This is a genomic window from Microbacterium sp. F2, assembly GCF_052274505.1.
Taxonomy (GTDB): Bacteria; Actinomycetota; Actinomycetes; order Actinomycetales; family Microbacteriaceae; genus Microbacterium.
Genome location: NZ_JBNVBV010000006.1, coordinates 42,042 through 59,901, shown reverse-complemented (window position 1 = coordinate 59,901; position 17,860 = coordinate 42,042). Strand labels below are relative to the sequence as shown.

General features: G+C 67.8%; 14 protein-coding genes. 7 read left to right on the top strand and 7 right to left on the bottom strand.

The window, feature by feature from the left end:
• The first annotated feature begins 102 nt into the window (after positions 1-102).
• The gene (gene glf / locus ACQVDU_RS11535) at positions 103-1,239 is read left to right on the top strand and encodes a UDP-galactopyranose mutase (protein ID WP_292733023.1); all 1,137 of its coding nucleotides are present in this window, start codon (positions 103-105) and stop codon (positions 1,237-1,239) included.
• 6 nt (positions 1,240-1,245) lie between these two features.
• Here the strand turns inward: glf and ACQVDU_RS11530 are convergent, their stop codons facing one another.
• The 4 genes from ACQVDU_RS11530 to ACQVDU_RS11515 form a co-directional block, all read right to left on the bottom strand.
• Positions 1,246-2,223 carry a glycosyltransferase gene (locus ACQVDU_RS11530; RefSeq protein ID WP_292733025.1) on the bottom strand — a complete coding sequence of 326 codons (978 nt, stop codon included), beginning with the start codon at positions 2,221-2,223 and terminating at the stop codon, positions 1,246-1,248.
• On the bottom strand, positions 2,220-4,130 hold the full coding sequence (locus ACQVDU_RS11525) for a glycosyltransferase (protein WP_292733026.1): 1,911 nt from the start codon (positions 4,128-4,130) through the stop codon (positions 2,220-2,222). Before ACQVDU_RS11525 ends, ACQVDU_RS11530 begins: the two co-directional genes overlap by 4 nt.
• A 15-nt stretch (positions 4,131-4,145) precedes the next feature.
• The gene (locus tag ACQVDU_RS11520; protein WP_443477191.1) at positions 4,146-5,555 is read right to left on the bottom strand and encodes an O-antigen ligase family protein; all 1,410 of its coding nucleotides are present in this window, start codon (positions 5,553-5,555) and stop codon (positions 4,146-4,148) included.
• Between the two features lie 97 nt (positions 5,556-5,652).
• Complete coding sequence (locus ACQVDU_RS11515) at positions 5,653-7,044, bottom strand: O-antigen ligase family protein (RefSeq protein WP_443477190.1); 1,392 nt, start codon at positions 7,042-7,044, stop codon at positions 5,653-5,655.
• An 85-nt stretch (positions 7,045-7,129) separates the two neighbouring features.
• Between ACQVDU_RS11515 and manA the strand changes: the two genes are divergently transcribed.
• The 3 genes from manA (at position 7,130) to ACQVDU_RS11500 (ending at position 11,856) form a co-directional block, all read left to right on the top strand.
• Positions 7,130-8,287: a mannose-6-phosphate isomerase, class I gene (manA, locus tag ACQVDU_RS11510; RefSeq protein ID WP_443477189.1), complete on the top strand. Its 1,158-nt coding sequence runs from the start codon at positions 7,130-7,132 to the stop codon at positions 8,285-8,287.
• A 152-nt stretch (positions 8,288-8,439) separates the two neighbouring features.
• Positions 8,440-8,763, top strand: a complete 324-nt coding sequence (locus ACQVDU_RS11505; RefSeq protein ID WP_443477188.1) for a WhiB family transcriptional regulator — start codon at positions 8,440-8,442, stop codon at positions 8,761-8,763.
• Positions 8,764-8,859: 96 nt separating this feature from the next.
• Entirely contained in the window at positions 8,860-11,856 is a 2,997-nt protein-coding gene (locus ACQVDU_RS11500) for a glycosyltransferase (protein ID WP_443477187.1), read from the top strand.
• A gap of 8 nt (positions 11,857-11,864) precedes the next feature.
• Here the strand turns inward: ACQVDU_RS11500 and ACQVDU_RS11495 are convergent, their stop codons facing one another.
• A complete protein-coding gene (locus tag ACQVDU_RS11495; protein ID WP_443477186.1) occupies positions 11,865-13,067 on the bottom strand; it encodes an IS110 family transposase in 1,203 nt (400 codons plus the stop codon).
• 234 nt (positions 13,068-13,301) lie between these two features.
• Between ACQVDU_RS11495 and ACQVDU_RS11490 the strand changes: the two genes are divergently transcribed.
• A complete protein-coding gene (locus tag ACQVDU_RS11490) occupies positions 13,302-14,672 on the top strand; it encodes a DUF5719 family protein (RefSeq protein WP_443477185.1) in 1,371 nt (456 codons plus the stop codon).
• A gap of 7 nt (positions 14,673-14,679) precedes the next feature.
• On the opposite strand, the gene ACQVDU_RS11485 is transcribed toward ACQVDU_RS11490, so the two are convergent.
• A complete protein-coding gene (locus ACQVDU_RS11485; RefSeq protein WP_228177573.1) occupies positions 14,680-15,120 on the bottom strand; it encodes a metallopeptidase family protein in 441 nt (146 codons plus the stop codon).
• Between the two features lie 170 nt (positions 15,121-15,290).
• Here ACQVDU_RS11485 and ACQVDU_RS11480 point away from each other — a divergent pair, with 170 nt between their 5' ends.
• Positions 15,291-15,497, top strand: a complete 207-nt coding sequence (locus ACQVDU_RS11480; protein ID WP_363495881.1) for a DUF3499 family protein — start codon at positions 15,291-15,293, stop codon at positions 15,495-15,497.
• Between the two features lie 45 nt (positions 15,498-15,542).
• Positions 15,543-17,003, top strand: coding sequence for an adenosylhomocysteinase (gene ahcY / locus ACQVDU_RS11475; protein WP_363495884.1), 1,461 nt, complete (start codon positions 15,543-15,545; stop codon positions 17,001-17,003).
• Here the strand turns inward: ahcY and ACQVDU_RS11470 are convergent.
• A complete protein-coding gene (locus ACQVDU_RS11470) occupies positions 16,997-17,845 on the bottom strand; it encodes an RDD family protein (protein ID WP_443477184.1) in 849 nt (282 codons plus the stop codon). The genes ahcY and ACQVDU_RS11470 overlap by 7 nt on opposite strands.
• Between the last annotated feature and the right edge of the window lie 15 nt (positions 17,846-17,860).

Below are 17,860 nucleotides of genomic sequence, written 5' to 3'. Positions count from 1 at the left end.
CAGCCGCTGAGGAGCCCAGGAGCACGGCGCCGGTAGACTGCCGGGGTTGACCGCGCACCGAGCCGCCGATGCGCGGCTCCCCGATCGAAAGTCTGATCCACCATGGACCTTCTCGTTGTCGGCTCGGGCTTCTTCGGTCTCACGATCGCTGAGCGCGCCGCGAGCGCCGGCCGTCGCGTGACGGTGATCGACCGCCGACCGCATATCGGCGGCAACGCTTACAGCGAGGCCGAAGCATCCACCGGGATCGAAGTCCACCGGTACGGCGCCCACCTTTTCCACACCTCGAACGCGACAGTGTGGGAGTACGTCAACCGATTCACGGCATTCACGCCCTACGTGCACCGTGTGTACACGAACCACGGCGGAGTCGTCTATCCCCTGCCGATCAACCTGGGCACGATCAACCAGTTCTTCGGAGCCGCCTACTCTCCAGCCGAAGCGCGGGCGCTGATCACCGAACAGGCGGGGGAGTTCGACCCGAAGGCGGCCCGTAACCTCGAAGAGCGCGCCATCGGCCTGATCGGGAGGCCGCTGTACGAGGCATTCATCCGCGACTACACCGCAAAGCAGTGGCAAACCGATCCGACCGAGCTGCCCGCCGAGGTCATCAGCCGCCTGCCGGTGCGCTACACGTACGACAACCGCTACTTCAACGACACCTGGGAGGGTCTCCCGGTGGACGGCTACACCTCCTGGCTCGAGCGGATGGCCGACCACCCGAACATCGAGGTGAAACTCGACACCGACTTCTTCGATGAGACACAGCCTCTGAACAAGTCGGCCACCGTCGGGCAGGTCCCCATCGTGTACACCGGCCCCATCGACCGGTACTTCGACTTCGCGGCTGGTGAGCTGTCGTGGCGAACCCTCGACTTCGAGGAAGAGGTCCTCGGCGTAGCCGATTTCCAGGGCACCCCGGTCATGAACTACGCCGACGCGGACGTCCCGTACACGCGCATCCACGAGTTCAAGCACTTCCACCCCGAGCGCGCCGATCGCCACCCCACCGACCGAACCGTCATCATGCGGGAGTACTCGCGGTTCGCCACCCGAGACGACGAGCCCTACTACCCGGTCAACACCCCCGAGGATCGGTCGGGACTGTTGTCCTATCGGGAACTGCAGAAGGGCGAGGCGGGGGTCCACTTCGGCGGACGCCTCGGGACATACCAGTACCTCGACATGCACATGGCCATCGGCTCGGCCCTGACGATGTGGAACAACACGCTCGCCTGAGCGGACTCAGGGTGTCGTCGTCTGCCGTTCCAGCGCGGGCATCGGCATCCACCCCCGGTCTCGACTAATCTCCCGGCCGTCGCGCAGTCCACGGAACAGGTGGCTGGTGCCGCGAACCGTGCGTTCGACGACGACCAGTCGGATCAGCTCCTTCGCGAATGTCAGTGCCGTGCCGACAGCGAACGGAAGCGGGCGGTAGAAGTCGTTCGCTCGGTAGTACTGCTTGATAAGGGCGCGGTTGCGCATGATGTAGTACCGGTAGGAGTCGCTCGAGGCGTTCATGTGGCGCACGCCCATATCCCACTGCTTGATCTCGCGGGTGCGACGCAGCACGAACTCGTTCACGATGACCGATGTCGTGACCCGAGATGCCAGCCAGCCATATACCTGATCGTCCCAATAGATGAAGAACCTCGGGTCTGGCAACCCGATCTGACGGACGATGTCGCGGTGGATGAACATTCCTTCGAAGCACCCGGAGTTCATCTCCTTGTACCCCGAGCCGTCGAATTCAGCGGGCGCAAATGGGATCGGGATCCCCATTCGCTCGGCGATGCGGTACTGCCAATAGAACTCGCTGCCGTCGAAGTCGTAGCGGCGACCCTGGATCGAGCGGAAACGCTCCGACCACCGGCCCATCTTCGCCAGTCCGTCGGGGATGACTTCGACGTCGTCATCCATGAGCCAGATCCACTCGGACCCCAGTTCATAAGCCGTCTGCATCCCAGCGCTGAATCCTCCGGACCCCCCGGTATTGGTTTCGAGTCGGCGATAGACCAGTTCGGTGCCAAGACGGTCGCGGAAGGATTCCACGACCTCGGTGGTGTCGTCGGACGATGCGTTGTCGATGACCACGACGCGACCGGGCTTCGGATCCATCTCGCTGATGCTGGTCAGCAGCCGAGCGAGCAATCCGGAACGGTTGAACGTCACAGCGACGATGGTGGCGGTAAGCGGATCGAATGCCGCGGGCGTCGGCGTCATCGCTCCTCCTCGAATGCGGCGCGCCACGCCTCGGGCGATGTGAGCCGAGTCAGCTCTCTGCGGTACTGCTCAGCCAGTTTCGGCCACCGTCGTCGGAGTTGGCGGTGCAGCCGCAGAGACTCGCGGAGCTTGCGTCGATACTGGTCGCGGTCGCGGGTGTAGATGTTCTTGCCGCGGCCATCGGCGGAACTCACGAGGGCGCTGTCATAGACGGGAACGCGCCACCAGTGCGCGTCGAGCTTGCCGAACTCCACTTCGGGCTGTGCGAGGTTTGCTGCATCGGGCCGGTGAATCCAGTGAGAGACGAGGGTCTTGAGCGTGAACCATCGCAGACGCACACCGGTCGGGCTATCGAACTCGTGCCGTCGGGACTGCTTGAAGACGACGCGACCCTTGCGGGCGCGGAGCTTCGTGCTGTCGTCGCGGTGCACGACCGTCTCGGGGAACTCGGCCGCGAGTTCTCGCGCGGCAGGCATGGCAGTGGCGAGGTTCTGCCACATGTGCGCAGGCCCGCTCAGAATGTCGCGCAGTGCCTGGTGGCGAAGCGCGACCGGGTAGTACTGCATCATCATCAGGTGCTTGAGATCCATCCTTCGGCTGTGCCGAAGGAGCGTGCCTCCCTCCGGAGCACGGGAGTGAAGGAGTCCTGCGACGATGCGGTTGCGGGCGTGGAAATAGGCCTGCCAATCGATGGTGTCGTCTTTACCGACCCACGACACATGCCACAGGGCGATGCCGGGTACTGAAACCGTGGGGAACCCTGCCTCGCCAGCGCGGAGGCAGTACTCGGCGTCATCCCACTTGATGAACGCCGGCAGGGCGAGGCCAACCTCGCGGACTGTCTCCATCGGGATCAGGCACATCCACCAACCGTTGTAGTCCGAATCCAATCTCTGGTGCAGGATCTTCGTCTGGCGCAGGTTGCTCGCGCTGAAATCGTGGGGGAACTCCTCCTGGTAGAGGGTTCGCCACATGAACGGGACCTCATCGACGACCTCCGCCCAGGCGTGCAGCTTCGGGCGATCCAACAGGTCGAACATGTGCGCACCGACGATCGTCGGGCGGGTGGCGTACTGGCCGAACACGATCGACCGACGAAGAGATTCGGGTTCGATGAGAACGTCGTCGTCGAGGAGCTGCACGAAGTCGCTCTCTGGGCGGTCGAAAGTCTCCATCATCGCCCGAGAGAATCCACCCGATCCACCGAGGTTCGGCTGACGGATGATCTGTAGGGTCTCCCCGAGCCGTTCGCTGAGCTCGGGGTGCTCCGGTCGGTCGGCGACGAGGTCGGTGCCCTGGTCGATGACGAAGATCCGGTCGACGAGCTCGAGAACATCAGGGCTGTCAGCCAGGCTCGCGAGCGTCTGCACGCAGTAGTCGGGCTTGTTGAAGGTCGTGATGCCGAGGCTGGCCTTACCCGTGCGGACGGGTTCCTGCTCGGTGGTCCACTCTGCGCCCTCGAACACTGCTGCGCTCTCGTCGGCCACGATGTCGAACCAGATCCAGCCGCCGTCGCTGTAGCGATCAAGCGTCAGATCGAAGTGCGCTTCCGAGTCGCCCGTGACTTCGCGAGTGTCGAGTCGCTGTCGGACTCCATTTCCGTTGGACCGATAGACCAGAACCGTCGCAGGACCGCTGGTCCGAACAGTGAGGCGGATGTTGCGAACCACCGTCCAGTGCTGCCAGTAGGAGGCGGGGAAGGCGTTGAAGTAGGTTCCCAGCGACACGCGGCGCCCGGCGACGATGCGGGCACGCCGACGGTCGAGGATGTTGCCCAGGTGGGCCCGGCTCGATACCCGCACGGGCTGCTCGTCGATCACAGACCAGATTTCGGGGTCGGCGTAGAGAGGCAGAAGGTCGGGGTCGCGTTCGAGGGGGAAGACGACGTTCTGGAGGACGTGGGTCACCAAGCAAGTCTCCGGTCAGACGAAGGGTGGCTGATCGAGGCCGAGACCGTAGCCTACCTTCCCGTCCTTGAGGCTTTCCGTGCGGCGCGCGCGATCCCGCGGCTGCAGCTTCGCCAGGAACAGCACTGTCAGCATCCACCCCCACAGCAGGAGCGGGCTGGACTCGGTAATTCCCTGGATGACGACGATCACCCCGACCGCGACGGGGAGGAGCGAAACCGTGGCGGTAACGCGGTCGTCACGGCGCTGCCAGCGGTGGTGGCGCACCGCGAACACCCACGTGCGCCATACGAAGAGCGCATAGAGGGCGGCAAGTACTACCACGCCGACCACGCCGAGCTGAAACCACACGTCGACCCACACGCTATGGGCCTGGATAATATGCAGGCCCCGAGGCATGACGATCCAGTCCGAAAACGCCGGATCCCAGGGGATCCACGGGGTAGCGAAGCCGTTGCCGACGACCGGCTGAGCCGCCCCGCGGGAAAACACGAGATCCCAGATTTCGGTGCGGTCGGTGAGGTCTCCGTCGCGGCCGAGGAACGACAGGATGCCGCGCCGCATCACCCACGCGAGGCCCGCCGCGACCGCGCCGACCACTGCTGCAGCGAGATAGACCCGCATGCGACCCGCCGCCGTGCGCGCCATACGTGCCGCCAGCAGGATGACAAGCGCGATCGCGAGAGCGATCGTCGCGATGAATGCGGTCGCCGATTCGGTGCGAACCAACAGATACGCCGAGACTGCAAGTACCGCGATGAAGATGCCCCGCTGGTGTCGCTCGATAGCCAGACGAATGCTGACCACGACCACTGCAAGCAGCGCCAGCATCGCGAGCAGGTTGGCGTTACCGACGATCCCATCGAGGCGGCCGCCGGTGAACAGCTGGGCGCTCGTCCAGATATCACTACGCTCGGTGTGCGTATCCACGGCGGCAAACTCGATTCCGACCGGACCACCCACGATGAGGGCCGCCCACGCTTCGAAGGCGACCGAGAACGCCATGACGGTAGCGAGCGCCCAGGCGAGTGCTGAGACGAGTTGGCGCCAGGTGAGCATCGCCGCAAGGGCGATGCCAACGAGCGTCGTCGCCGCGAGCAGAGCCCACGTCAGCGCCGTTGTCTCGGGCCACCGCGACCAGGCAATGCTGGCTCCAGCCCATCCCGTGAAGACAAGCGCAGTCCACGGCAGGGCGCGCCACTGGGGAGCGCGGATGACGCGGAGGGCGAGAATCGCAACTCCCGCACACGCGACGATGCCGGCGGCAGCGGCCGCGGGTGCGCCGAACGCCGCCGCCCATCCGGGTGCCGTGAAGGCGATGAAGAAGACGACGCCGGCCCACACATGCGGGGCGCGGCGCAGCGAGATCGTGGTGGAAGGGGCGACGACAGGAAGGGTGGTCGTAGGGGCTCCGAAAACCGTCATCGATGGCCACGCTAGCTGGCCGACATCACAGATCGGTCACGGACTCCCGAGCCTTCCCACCGAATCCAACGCGACCGGAACAGCCGGAATCACCGAGTCAGCCGGCGCGCAAGAGCTCCCCGCGCTCTATCGCCAAACGCTGTTCCGCGGGTCCTTCGCCGATGTGCGGGGACTGCTTGATCTTGGACCCGAGCAGGATCATCAGCATCCATCCCCAGCCCATGAGGGGCGCCGTCTCGGCAAGACCCTGGACCAGGAGTACGGCGGCGGTGAGCGTCGGCAGCAGGGTCAGCGCCGAGTAGGGCCGGTCGGCTCGCAGATCCCAGCGCGGCCGGTCGACGGCGAAGAACCACGAACGCCACACGAACGCCAGGTAGGCGAAACCGAGCAGGAAGACGCCGACGACACCGAGTTGGAACAGGATGTCAACCCACACGCTGTGCGCCTGCGTGACCTGCCTGCCATCGAGCACGATCCAATCCTGGAACGCGGGATCCCACGGCAGCCACGGCGTTGCGAAGCCGCCACCGATCGCGAAGTGGTCGCCTGCGCGATCGAGGACGGCGGTCCAGATCGTCTCGCGATCCAGAAGGTCAGCCGTCCGGTCAAGCGCGGTGAAGACGGGGACCCGCCAGATCCAGAGCGCGACCGCCCCGGCCGCACCGATCAGGGCGTAGCCGACGTAGTAGCGCGTGCGCTCGCCGGGCCTGCGCGCGGTCCGCATCAGCAGTACGGTCGCCAGCACGAGCGCGACCCCGGCGGTGGCGATCCACGCGGTCACGGATGCCGCGAGCACGAGCGTCAGGGCAGACAGCCCGATCCACACGCCGAGCATGATCCGGCGCGACTCGCGTGCGGCGAACTCGATCGCGAACACGATGACCGCCAGCAGAGCGATCATGCCGAGCAGGTTCGGGTTCCCGATGACGCCGTCGATGCGCGCGCCGGCGAAGATGCCGCCGCTGATCCACTCGGGGGCGGCTGCTGCGGCATCCGTCTCGAACCCGGCGTAGAGCGGGCCGCCGACGAGCCACGCCACCAGGATCTCGGCGGCAAGGGACAGCCCAATGACCCAGCCGAGGGCCGCCCCGATCGCTCGGACGATCTCGCGCCACGTGAGCACGCTCGCGATGGCGATCCCCTGGAAGGTCGTGGCGACCAGCAGCAGCCATGTAAGTGCGGATGTCTCGCGCCATCCCGACCACGCGATGGACAGCCCCGCCCACAGGATGAACGTCCCGGCGATCCAGGGCAGCCGCCGCCACTGGAACGGTGGGCGGATGACCGCGACCATGATCGCCGAACCGGCAACGATCACACCGCCGACGATGGCCGTGAGGGGCACGCCGAATCCGAGGACCCAGCCCGGAGCGGTGAACGCGAAGAAGAGGCTGAAGACCATCCATCCACGCAGCAGAAGATGCCGGGTGCGCTCCCGCTCTGGAGCGACCGGCGGCGCCGAAGCTGGATGACGGCTGAAGCGGGCCATGGTGCTCTCAGGCTATCGCTCAGCGTCTGCCCGGTGCGGGGATCGCTGGCACGGATGCTGGTGCTGCCGTCGGTACGCTGGTCGCGTGCTGGTTCCGCTCACGAACACGCCCCGCGACTACGCCTGGGGGTCCACGACTCTGATCGCCGAGTTGGAGGGACGCACCCCGACCGGTGCGCCCGAGGCTGAAGTGTGGTTTGGGGACCACCCCGGCCACCCCGCGCGCACACCGAACGGTCGTACTCTCGGCGAGTGGCTCGCCTCTGGCGACGCTCCTGAGGGCACTCCGGAGCGCCTTCCGTACCTGCTAAAGATCCTCGCGGCTGGTTCGCCGCTGTCGATTCAGGCTCATCCTTCTAAAGCGCAGGCCGAGGCGGGCTTCGCTCGCGAGGAGGCCGAGGGGACCCCGCGCGACGCTGCGACGCGGACCTACCGAGACGACAACCACAAGCCCGAGATCATCGTGGCGCTCAGCGACCGGTTCCTCGCCCTGGCAGGCCTCCGGGAACTCGCCGCCACCCGGCGGCTCCTCGACGTCGTCGGGGGAGCCGCAGCACCGCTGCAGGCCGTTCTCGACGCGCATCCGGATGACGCGGCGGCGCTCGCTGCAGCACTGGTCTGGATTCTCTCGCCGGCAGCAGGTCCGCAGGTGAGTGAGATCATCGCGGCGGCGACGGATGCGGCATCCGACGAGTTCAGGGATGAGCTGGAGCTCGTGCGCCACCTTCAGAGCCACTATCCCGGCGATCCCGGCATTGTCGTCGCCATGCTGCTGAACCTTGTCATCCTGCGTCGAGGTGAGGGCGTGTTTGTCCCAGCGGGTGTCCTGCACGCGTACATCGAAGGGCTGGGCGTTGAGATCATGGCAGCCAGCGACAACGTGTTGCGTGGGGGACTCACCCCGAAGCACATCGATGTCGCTGAGCTGACCGCGATCCTGGATCCCCGGCCGGGACCGGCGCCCGTGCTCGATCCGGCGCCGGGTCCAGCCCGCATCTTCACGGGCGACGTTCCCGACTTTGTTCTGACACAGGTGACGGCGGATTCCGGCGCGCCTGTCGAGGTTCGCATGAGCGGCATCGCGATCGCCGTCGCGACCTCCGGTGAGGTCGAGATCACGGGTGCGGGTACTCGCGATCGCGTCACGCTCGGCCCCGGAGCGGCGGTTCTCATCACCCCGGACGAGAGATCCGTCTCGATTTCGGGCCCTGGCGAGGTGTTCGTCGCCGAACCGGGTCGCTAGTCGCGACCCGCGACACGCCGGGAATTCCGCCAAGAAGGTTAAGGCGGCGATTGAGGGTTTACGATCTGCGACTTGACCGCAGCGAACTACACCGGTGTAATTACTGCAACACGCTGACCGCGTGGGGGAGTTCTTGAGGTGGGGAGAACGACATGTCGGCTTCGCAGTATCGGTCGGGTGTCCCGGACAACTGGTTCGTCGACCCGGTGCATCTTGGTGTGCCCGGTGTGCGTCGCATCGACCCCGAAGACGAGAACGCGCTCGCCTGGCAGACCGACGCGCTGTGCGCACAGACCGATCCCGAGGCCTTCTTCCCAGAGAAGGGCGGCTCGACGCGAGACGCCAAGCGCATCTGCAGTTCGTGCGACGTGCGCGGCGAATGTTTGGAGTACGCGCTGCAGAACGACGAGCGATTCGGGATCTGGGGCGGTCTCAGCGAGCGCGAGCGTCGCAAGCTCAAGCGCCGGGCAAGCTGACCGGCGGCGGGGTCGAAGCTCCCCGTAGGCCCTCGACCGGAAACGCCGGGCCCAAGGCGCCTGGGTCGGCGGACGCAACCATAGGCTGACGGCGTCATGCCCGGCACTGTTCACGCGATCGTCGTCGTGCGTCCCGACGGTCGCACGTCCGCGGCGTACCACCTTCGTCGCACGTTCGCGTCCCTGGCGGCGGGCTCTCGTCGTCCGGATGCCGTGACCCTCGTGGTGTGCGGAACCGACCCGGCTGTCGAGGACGCGCTCGAACCCGGAAGCCTTCCCGATCCCACCGCCGACGGGCGCGGCGTGCGCGTCATCCGTCTCGGACGGCGGACGCGGTTTGCGGCGGCGGTGGCCAGCGCTGCCCTCGAGCCGGACCCGCGAAGCGGCACGGTGATGGATGCCGACCTGCTGTGGCTGCTCGCGCAAGACACCGCTCCCGAACCCGAGGCGCTGGCCCGTCTCGCCGGACAGCTTGAGCTCTCACCCACGCTCGCGTTCGTGGCGCCAAAGCTCGTCCGCCATGACAGACCTGAGCGGATCGTGTCGCTCGGGGTCAGCATGACGCGCGCCGGCGCGTCGGTGGAGCTTGCTGCGGGAGATCTTGACCAGGGCCAGCGCGACGGCATCACCGATGTGTTGGGCTCCGACATCCGTGCCGTGCTCGTGCGCGGGTCCGTCTTCCGGGCGTTGCGCGGGATCGACCCGGCCCTGCGCGACGCGGACGAAGGCCTTGACCTCGCGGTGGCGGCACGCCTCATGGGAGGCCGCGTTGCCCTGGCCCCCACCACGCGCGTCGGCGTTTCGGGTGATGGGGTTGCCGGGCTTCCGTTCGCTGAAACCGGTAGCCGGCGTCGCATGATCATCGCGCGACGTCGCGCGGCCCAGCTGCACCGACGCCTGACCTCTGCGCATCCGCTGCTGCTTGTTCCGATCTGGCTGTCGCTGCCGTTCCTTGCCCTCGGCCGCACGATCGCCCAGTTGGTGATGAAGGACCCGGGTCGAATCGCGGGGGAGTGGGCGGCCACGATTCTGGCGATGGTGCGCCTTGCCGCGATCGCGCGCGGCAGACGCCGTCTGCGCCGTCACCGCAGCGTGCCCTGGTCGAGGATCGCCTCTCTTCGCGTCTCGACCGCGCTCGCGCGCGAGCGTGCGGCCGAGCCCACCGAGCACGATCCCGACGCGCTCCCGCGTGGTGAGCTTCATTTCTTCGGCGGTGGCGGAGCCTGGCTCGTCCTCGCGATGGCAGCTGTCTCACTCGCTGCCTTCCCCGCCCTGCTAGCGTGGCCGGCGCTCGGTGGCGGAGCTCTCCAGCCGCTGCGAGACACCGTCGCAGGGCTCTGGGCTGATGCGGCGTACGGACTCCGACCAACGGGGTGGAACGTGTCGGGCCCGGCCGACCCGTTCTCGGCGGTCGTGGCGGTCATCGGCTCCCTCTGGCCTTTCGCGCCTAGCCGGGCTCTCGTCCTCCTGTGGCTGGCGGCTCTGCCGCTGGCAGCTCTCGGCGGGTGGTTTGCGGCGACGCGGATCACCGATCGTCCGGTGCTGCGCATCACTGCCGGTGTGGCGTGGGCGCTCGCGCCGACCTTCCTGGTTGCCCTGACCCAGGGCATCCCGACCGGTGTGATCGTGCACCTTCTGCTGCCGTGGCTGGTCTTTGCCGGTGCCGTCGCGCACCGCTCGTGGGTCCCGGCAGCAGCTGCCTCGCTGCTGGCCGCAGCTGTCATCGCCGCGGCTCCCTCGCTCGCTCCCGCGTTCGCCCTCGTCCTGCTCGCTGGGATCATTGCCGCCGCCGTCAGTCGTTCCGGAGCCGGCGTCGCACGGATGCTCTGGGTCGCCGTTCCGACGATCGTGATCTTTTTGCCCGTGGCATGGGCGCAGCTTCACGCGGCAAACCCCTGGGGGCTTCTCGCCGACCCCGGCGCCCCGATCGACGCCCTTGCGCAGACGGCGGATGCGGGAACTCGCCTGTGGGTTTCTCTCGGGTTCCCGGCCTCGAGCGGTGCAGGCTGGGCAGAGCTCTTTTCCGCCCTGCCACTGTGGGTTCCGGCAGCGCTGCTGGTGCCGATCGCGCTGCTGGCGGCATCCGCTGCTGCGACACCGCGATGGCCGGTCGGGCTTGCGCACCTCGCCCTGGTCGTGTTGGGCGTTGCCACAGCTGTGGCAGCCACCGCGATCGCGGTGCGCTTCGACGGCGCGAACGCTCTCACGCTGTGGCCGGGGGCGGGGCTGAGTCTCGCGTGGTGGGGCATGGTGGGCGGCGCCATCCTGACACTCGATCAGCTCGGTCGGGCCGAGATGGCTCGGTTCCGACGGCATGCCGGAGCGGTATCGGCATCCGTCGCGGTTGTCTGCATGGCGACTCTCGTGATCCTGGCAGCACCCGCGCTCACGGCGTCGGCGCGAGGTGCGACAGCCCTCACCAACGGTCCGACCAGCACGCTGCCGGCGTACGTGGAAGCCGATAGCGGTGGCGCCACCGCACGAGGAACGATGGTGCTGACCCCCGAAGCCGACGGCAGTCTCGCCGCACGCGTCGTCTGGGGCGGGAGCGAGACGCTGGGTGCCCACAGCACCGTCCTCGAGACCCGGACTGCTATGGACGACGCCTCATCCCAGCTTGCTGCCACGGCCGCGGCGCTCGTGACCTCGACCTCGCCCGACGCCGTGGCAGCGCTGGGCGAGCAGGGGATCGCGTTCGTCCTACTCGCTCCCGGCGCCGACGCCCCGGCGGCTGACGTGCTCCGGCGCGAGTCCGCCACCGCACTCGATCAGCGCGATGATCTCGATCCCGTCGGAGCAACCGAGCGTGGCGATCTGTGGCGTGTCACCTCCGACATCGCTGCACGGCCTGGCGCCCAGGGTTCAGCCGGCGGAATCGCGCTTCAGATCCTTCAGATCGCTGTCATCGTGATCGCCCTCTTGCTGGCGGCGCCGACGGGGCGGAGCCGGGCCCGTGCGCGGCAGCATCCGCGCATTGTGGGCCTGACACCCGCTGAGCGGGCGATGGATGCCGGAAGGGCTCGGCGCCTCGAGGACGGCGCGCAGGAGGCCCAGGCTCTGCCGAGCGAGCCGACGGGCGAGGAGGCTTCCTAATGCGTTTGTCAAGCGGCGTGTGGGGTGGCTTGGCTCCGGTAGGGGTCGCGGTTGCGGAGGACGGCGTGGAGCACGTTGACGCGTCGGCGGGCGAGGGCGAGGACGGCTTGGTGATGGGTCTTGCCTTCGGTGCGCTTGCGCCGGTAGTACGCCTTCGAGGTGGGGTCGCAGGTGATCGCGACGAACGCGGATTGGTAGAACACGCGTTTGAGCGCGCTATCGCCGGCGCGGGCGCGTTGCAGGTAGCGGACCTTGCCGGACTGTTTCAGGACGGGGGCCAGGCCTGCCGCGGCGGCGAGGTGGTCGCCGTCGGGGTAGCGGGCGATCCCGCCGGTGATGGCGAGGAACTCCGCGGTGAGGGTGGCCCCCATGCCGGGCAGGCTGCGGATGAGGGCCGCGTCAGGGTGCCGGTCAAGGGTCCCCTCGATGCGCCGGTCGATGTGGTGCAGTTGGTCGCGGGCGGTCAGCATCTCGCGGGCCAGGTCACGGACAAGGTCCGCGGCGACGGCTTCGCCGGGGACACTGATCGTCTGGGCGTGCGCGGCGGCCAGCGCGGCATCCGCCAGCGCGGTGATGCTCGCGGCCTTGACGTGGTCGAGCTTGCGCAGGTGGGCCAGGACGCGGGCCCGGCCGGCGGTGCGGAGCTCGCCGGGGGCGGCGTAGCGGGTCAGCAGCCAGAGCCCGGTCTTCGTGGTCACGTCGACGATGCGCTCCAGGCCAGGGTTGATCGAGACCAGCAGGTCCCGCAGCCGGGCGGCGCGGCGGGTCTGGTCGGCGACGATCTCGCTGCGGCGGCCGACCAGCAGCCGCAGCTCGACGTCATCCTCCCGCATCGCGGTGACCTGCCGCAGGTCATCGCGCATCCGGACCTGGTCGGCGATCACCCGGGCGTCTTTCGGGTCGCTCTTGTGCTCGCCGCCGACGGTGCCGCGGCGAGCACGGTTCACCGCCAGCCCGGGCACGTGCACCACGGTCAGCCCGGCTTCGATCAGCATCGCCTCCAGCAGGCCGGCGATCCCGCCCAGCAGATCGATCCCGACCCGGGCGGGACCGTGAACGGTCTCGGCGGCGTGGACCTCATCGATCATTCCAGCGATCGCTGCCGGGGTGTTCTCGACGGCGTGGCTGGTCAGCACCGTGCCGGTCTCGGCGACTTTGACCTCTATCCAGTGGATGTCCTTGGCGACATCGATTCCGACTGCGACTGTCATCGTGAACCTCCCTCGCTCGTCAGTCGCGTGCGGCCTCTTCCCCCCCGTCCTTGCCCTACACAGCGATCGATCGCAGTTCCTAATCAGCGGTCAGGAAGAAGCGGCGAGGCAGGGGGCAAAGCCTCCTTGGCCATCCGATGCAGCCAGCATGAAAACCATCCCTGCCTCGCTCGCACATTCCCGATCCTGCCGCGTCAACAACACGATCGGGAACACTCAGAAAGGTAGGGCGACATGACCGGATCGGCCTCACGCTGGCTCAGGCCTGTCTTCGGTGGGCTCGCGGGAGCGGGCGCCATTGCGGCGATCGTGCTGGTGCCGCTGATCGAGGTTCCCGCGATAGCGCCGGAACCTGCGTCAGTGGCTGTTTCGCCGCCGTCGGCTGGTCAGACCCTTGTCTGTGCCGGCGACCTGCTCGTGTCAGCGCGAGACTCGACAGCCGTGAGCTCGATCACCGTGGCAGCGCCGCAGGCTGTGGCAACGGCAGGGGAGAGCGCGATCGATCGCGGCGAGTTGGACTCGGATGCCGCGGGCGCAGCTCCCCTCGTGCTTCGCTCGTCGCCGGGGTCGGAGCCTTTCGCTGCCGCGGGTTCAGCGACTGTCGGTGACCCCGACCTTGCGGGGTACAGCGCGGCGTCGTGCCGGCTGCCGCTGCTGGACTCGTGGCTCGTGGCCGGAGCTGGCACGACAGGCGCCGCCGACCTTATCGTGCTCTCGAACCCGGGAGAGGTGGCAGCGACTGTCACGCTCACCGTCTACGGAGCCTCCGGAGCCGAGGTTCCACCCGGTGGCGGAGACATCGTCGTGCGTCCCGGCGCGCAGCGCATCATCCCGCTCGCGGGCCTCGCCCTCGGCGAGGAGAGCCCCGTCGTGCATGTGCAAGCATCAGGTGCCCCGGTCGCGGCATCTCTGCAGTCGAGCATCACCCGGGTGCTCGAGCCCGGCGGGGTGGACCAGTCCGGGGCGCTCAGCGAGCTCGCCACCAGCCAGACGATCGTCGGGGTCACGGTCACCGAGGGCGCTCTCGGTACCGGGACGGGGCTTTCCGGAACCATGGTGCGGGTGCTCTCGCCGGATGCGGACACCGTGGCGACGATCTCGGTGCGCCCTGTCGGTGCTTCAACGCCGGCCATCGACCCGGTGAACGTTCAGCTCCGGGCGGGAATCCCGGCGGCCGTCGAGATGCCGAGCCTGCCGGTCGGTTCCTACGCGGTGGACGTCGTGGCCTCGACACCCGTCGCGGCGGCGGTGTGGCAGACGACCGGCTTCGGTGCGGGATCCGACTTCGCGTGGTATCAGGCGTCCCTGCAGATCGAGTCTTCAGCTGTGATCGCTGTGCCGAGCGGGCCCGGTCCGATCCTCACCATCGCCAACCCGAGCGCGGCGGATGTGACGGTTGAGCTTGCGGAACCGGGGTCAGATCCTGTTTCGGTGGCCGTGCCCGCGGGAGCAAGCGTCCAGGTGCCCCTGCGGGCTTCGACAGCCTACGAGCTCACCGGGGGTCCCGTGCGCGCGAGCGTCGGCTACGTCGGTGCTGGTGCTCTGGGCGCCTTCCCGGTGTTCCCCTCGACCGCAGGCCAGGAGCCGATCGTCGTCTACCCCTGAGCGATCCTCAGAAGTAGCGGAAGCGGTCGGGTCCCAGATCCCACGGATCTTTGCCGAGGTACTGCGCCGCAGCTCGGAACACTGCCCCCTCGATCATCATCCGGCGATGCAGATCGTCGTTGCGGTGCAGGTGCGACAGGCGCTCCAGCGGCACTCGGTACAGGATGATGCGCTTTTGGTCGGTGAGTACCGCCCACCGCGGGATGCCGTCGGCATCCGTTGCGGGGGGCATGTCGCCGATCTCGAAGCTGACGTCGCGAAGCTCCTCCCACGCCGAGCGCAGGAACTCCGCCGCGGTGCCGACGGTGAGGTCGAACCGGTCGATGCGGGTATCCAGGGGCGGGAGCGGTGGACGAACGACCGGGCTGCGTCCGACGCGCCCGTGGCGTCCGTGACGTGCGGGGCGCCGGGATCTCGCCGGGGCTGAGCGGGAGCGTCGCCAGGCCATGCGCCCATCCTAGATCGGCTGGCCCCGCCGGATCTCACCGTCCCGGTGTCACGGATGCACGGTTTGCGCCGCCTGCGACCCGCAACGCGTGACACTCGAACGGCGGCGGTGGTTGGCGGGACCCGCGTGGCGACGGATGACGCTGCGTGCGTGCGGGTACCGTGACGGTGATGCGTGAACGGTTGTGCTCCAAGATCGCGTGCGCGCGGGAAGCCGTCGCCACGCTCACCTACGACTACGGTGACCAGATGGCTGTGCTCGGCCCGCTGGGTCCCGAGGGCGTGATCCACGCGCATGATCTGTGCAGTATTCACACCGAACGGCTCGCCATGCCGCGAGGCTGGGTGGTTGTGCGCCACGAGACCCTGCGGGCCTGACAGCGGCGCAGTCTCGGGAGCCGACGGCGTGGGAGAATAGCGCTCATGTCGACTTCCACGATCGCCGCGCTCGATTACGCCATCGCCGACCTCGCGCTCGCCGATGCCGGGCGCCACCAGATCCGCCTCGCCGAGAACGAGATGCCGGGCCTGATGGCTCTGCGCGAGGAGTTCGGTCCGCAGCAGCCGCTACGCGGTGCGCGGATCGCGGGATCCCTGCACATGACAGTGCAAACGGCTGTGCTCATCGAGACGCTCGTGGCTCTTGGAGCCCGGGTGCGGTGGGCCAGCTGCAACATCTTCTCGACCCAGAACGAGGCTGCAGCTGCCGTTGTGGTGGGTCCGACCGGCACCGTCGACCGGCCCCAGGGCGTTCCCGTGTTCGCCTGGAAGGGCGAGACCCTCGCCGAGTACTGGGACTGCACAGACCGCATCTTCGACTGGTCAGCGGAGGGATTCGACGGTCCGAACCTCATCCTCGACGACGGCGGTGACGCGACCCTCCTCGTCCACAAGGGCGTCGCTTTCGAGAAGGCGGGGGCAGTGCCGGATGCCGCTCCCGGCGATTCCGCGGAGTACCGGGTGGTTCTCGACGCGCTGCGTCGCTCCCTTGCCAGCGACCCTGAGCGCTTCACGCGCATGAGTCGGGAGCTCGTCGGTGTGACCGAAGAGACCACCACCGGCGTGCACCGGCTCTATGAGCTGGCACGTGATGGCGAGCTGCTGTTCCGTGCGATCAACGTGAACGACTCGGTCACCAAGTCAAAGTTCGACAACAAGTACGGCATCCGCCACTCCCTGCCCGACGGTCTCAACCGTGCCACCGATGCTCTCATCGGCGGGAAAGTTGCCTTCGTCGCCGGGTACGGGGATGTCGGCAAGGGGGCCGCTGAGGCGCTGCGTGGCCAGGGAGCTCGCGTCATCGTGAGCGAAATCGACCCGATCTGCGCGTTGCAGGCGGCCATGGACGGCTTCCAGGTCGCCCGGCTCGAGGATGTCATCGATCAGGTCGACATCCTCATCACGGGAACCGGCAACCGCAACGTTGTCACCGTCGATCACCTGCTCGCGATGAAGCACCTCGCGATCGTCGCCAACGTCGGGCACTTCGACAACGAGATCGACATGGCGGGCCTGGAAAGCCTCGCCGGAACCGAGCGCGTCGAGATCAAGCCCCAGGTCCACGAGTGGAGACTTCCCACCGGCCGGAGCGTGCTGGTCCTCAGCGAAGGACGCCTCATGAACCTCGGGAACGCGACGGGTCATCCCTCGTTTGTCATGAGCGCCTCGTTCACCAATCAGGTCCTCGCCCAGATCGAGCTGTGGACCAAGCGCGACAACTATCCACTGGGTGTTGCAACGCTCCCCAAGGCCCTCGACGAGAAGGTTGCGCGCCTGCATCTTCCCGCCCTCGGAGTCCAGCTGACGCAGCTTTCCGGCGATCAGGCTGCCTACATCGGCGTTCCGGTCGAGGGGCCGTACAAGCTGGAGCACTACCGCTACTGACGCACCGTCCGGACCGTCGTGGTGTCGGCATCCCCGGCGGTCAGAGTGGCGAGGCGCTCGTTCTGTAGGGCCAGGGCCCGCCTTTCACGTGCTCGCCGCAGGGCGACGACACCACGCAGCAGCGTCTCGGGATCGACCGGCGGGAGAGGCGACACGTACGGAGCGACCTCGGTTGCCAGCGCTGCGGCGACCCGCGTCCGCGCGCCGGGGTCGAGGTAGACGGCCTGGTGAACGAACTGCGAGACACGGCGTGCCAGCCGATCGGGCATGCGCCCGACGTCAGCGACCGCCGCCCAACTCGCCAACGCCGGGGGCACCTCGACGGGGCGTGGCCGAAGTTTCGGGGCACGTGAGCGCTCGCAGTATGTGCCGGCGACAAGGTCGCCGAGGCGCTGCGTCCGTGGCGTGAACGCACCGACGATCGCCGCCACCGCGCCCGCGGTCAGCCAGATCTCCAACACCCCGATGAAGGCGCGGATGAACGCGTGTCGGAATCCCGACGCACCGCCATCGACGCGCACGATGCGACCGCCCACCGCCCACCGTCCGAGGCTCGAGCCGCCCGTGAGTGTCTCTACGAGCGCCGGAACGAGCACCAGGACGACGACCACTGTCGTGATTCCGAGAATCGGCGCCGCGGCGGCATCCAGGAACGCGCCGCCCAGCAGCCAGTTCGCCACGACGGCCAGCACGATCAGGAGCACGACAGATGCGACCACATCGATCAGGCAGCCGAGCGCTCGCTGAAAGAAGCTCAGGGGCTGGATGTCGAGCGCGACTGCTTCGCCGGTGAGCACTTCGTCCTGACGGATCTCGACCGTCATCGGGTGCTCGGGGGCCATGGGTACAGTAAAGCA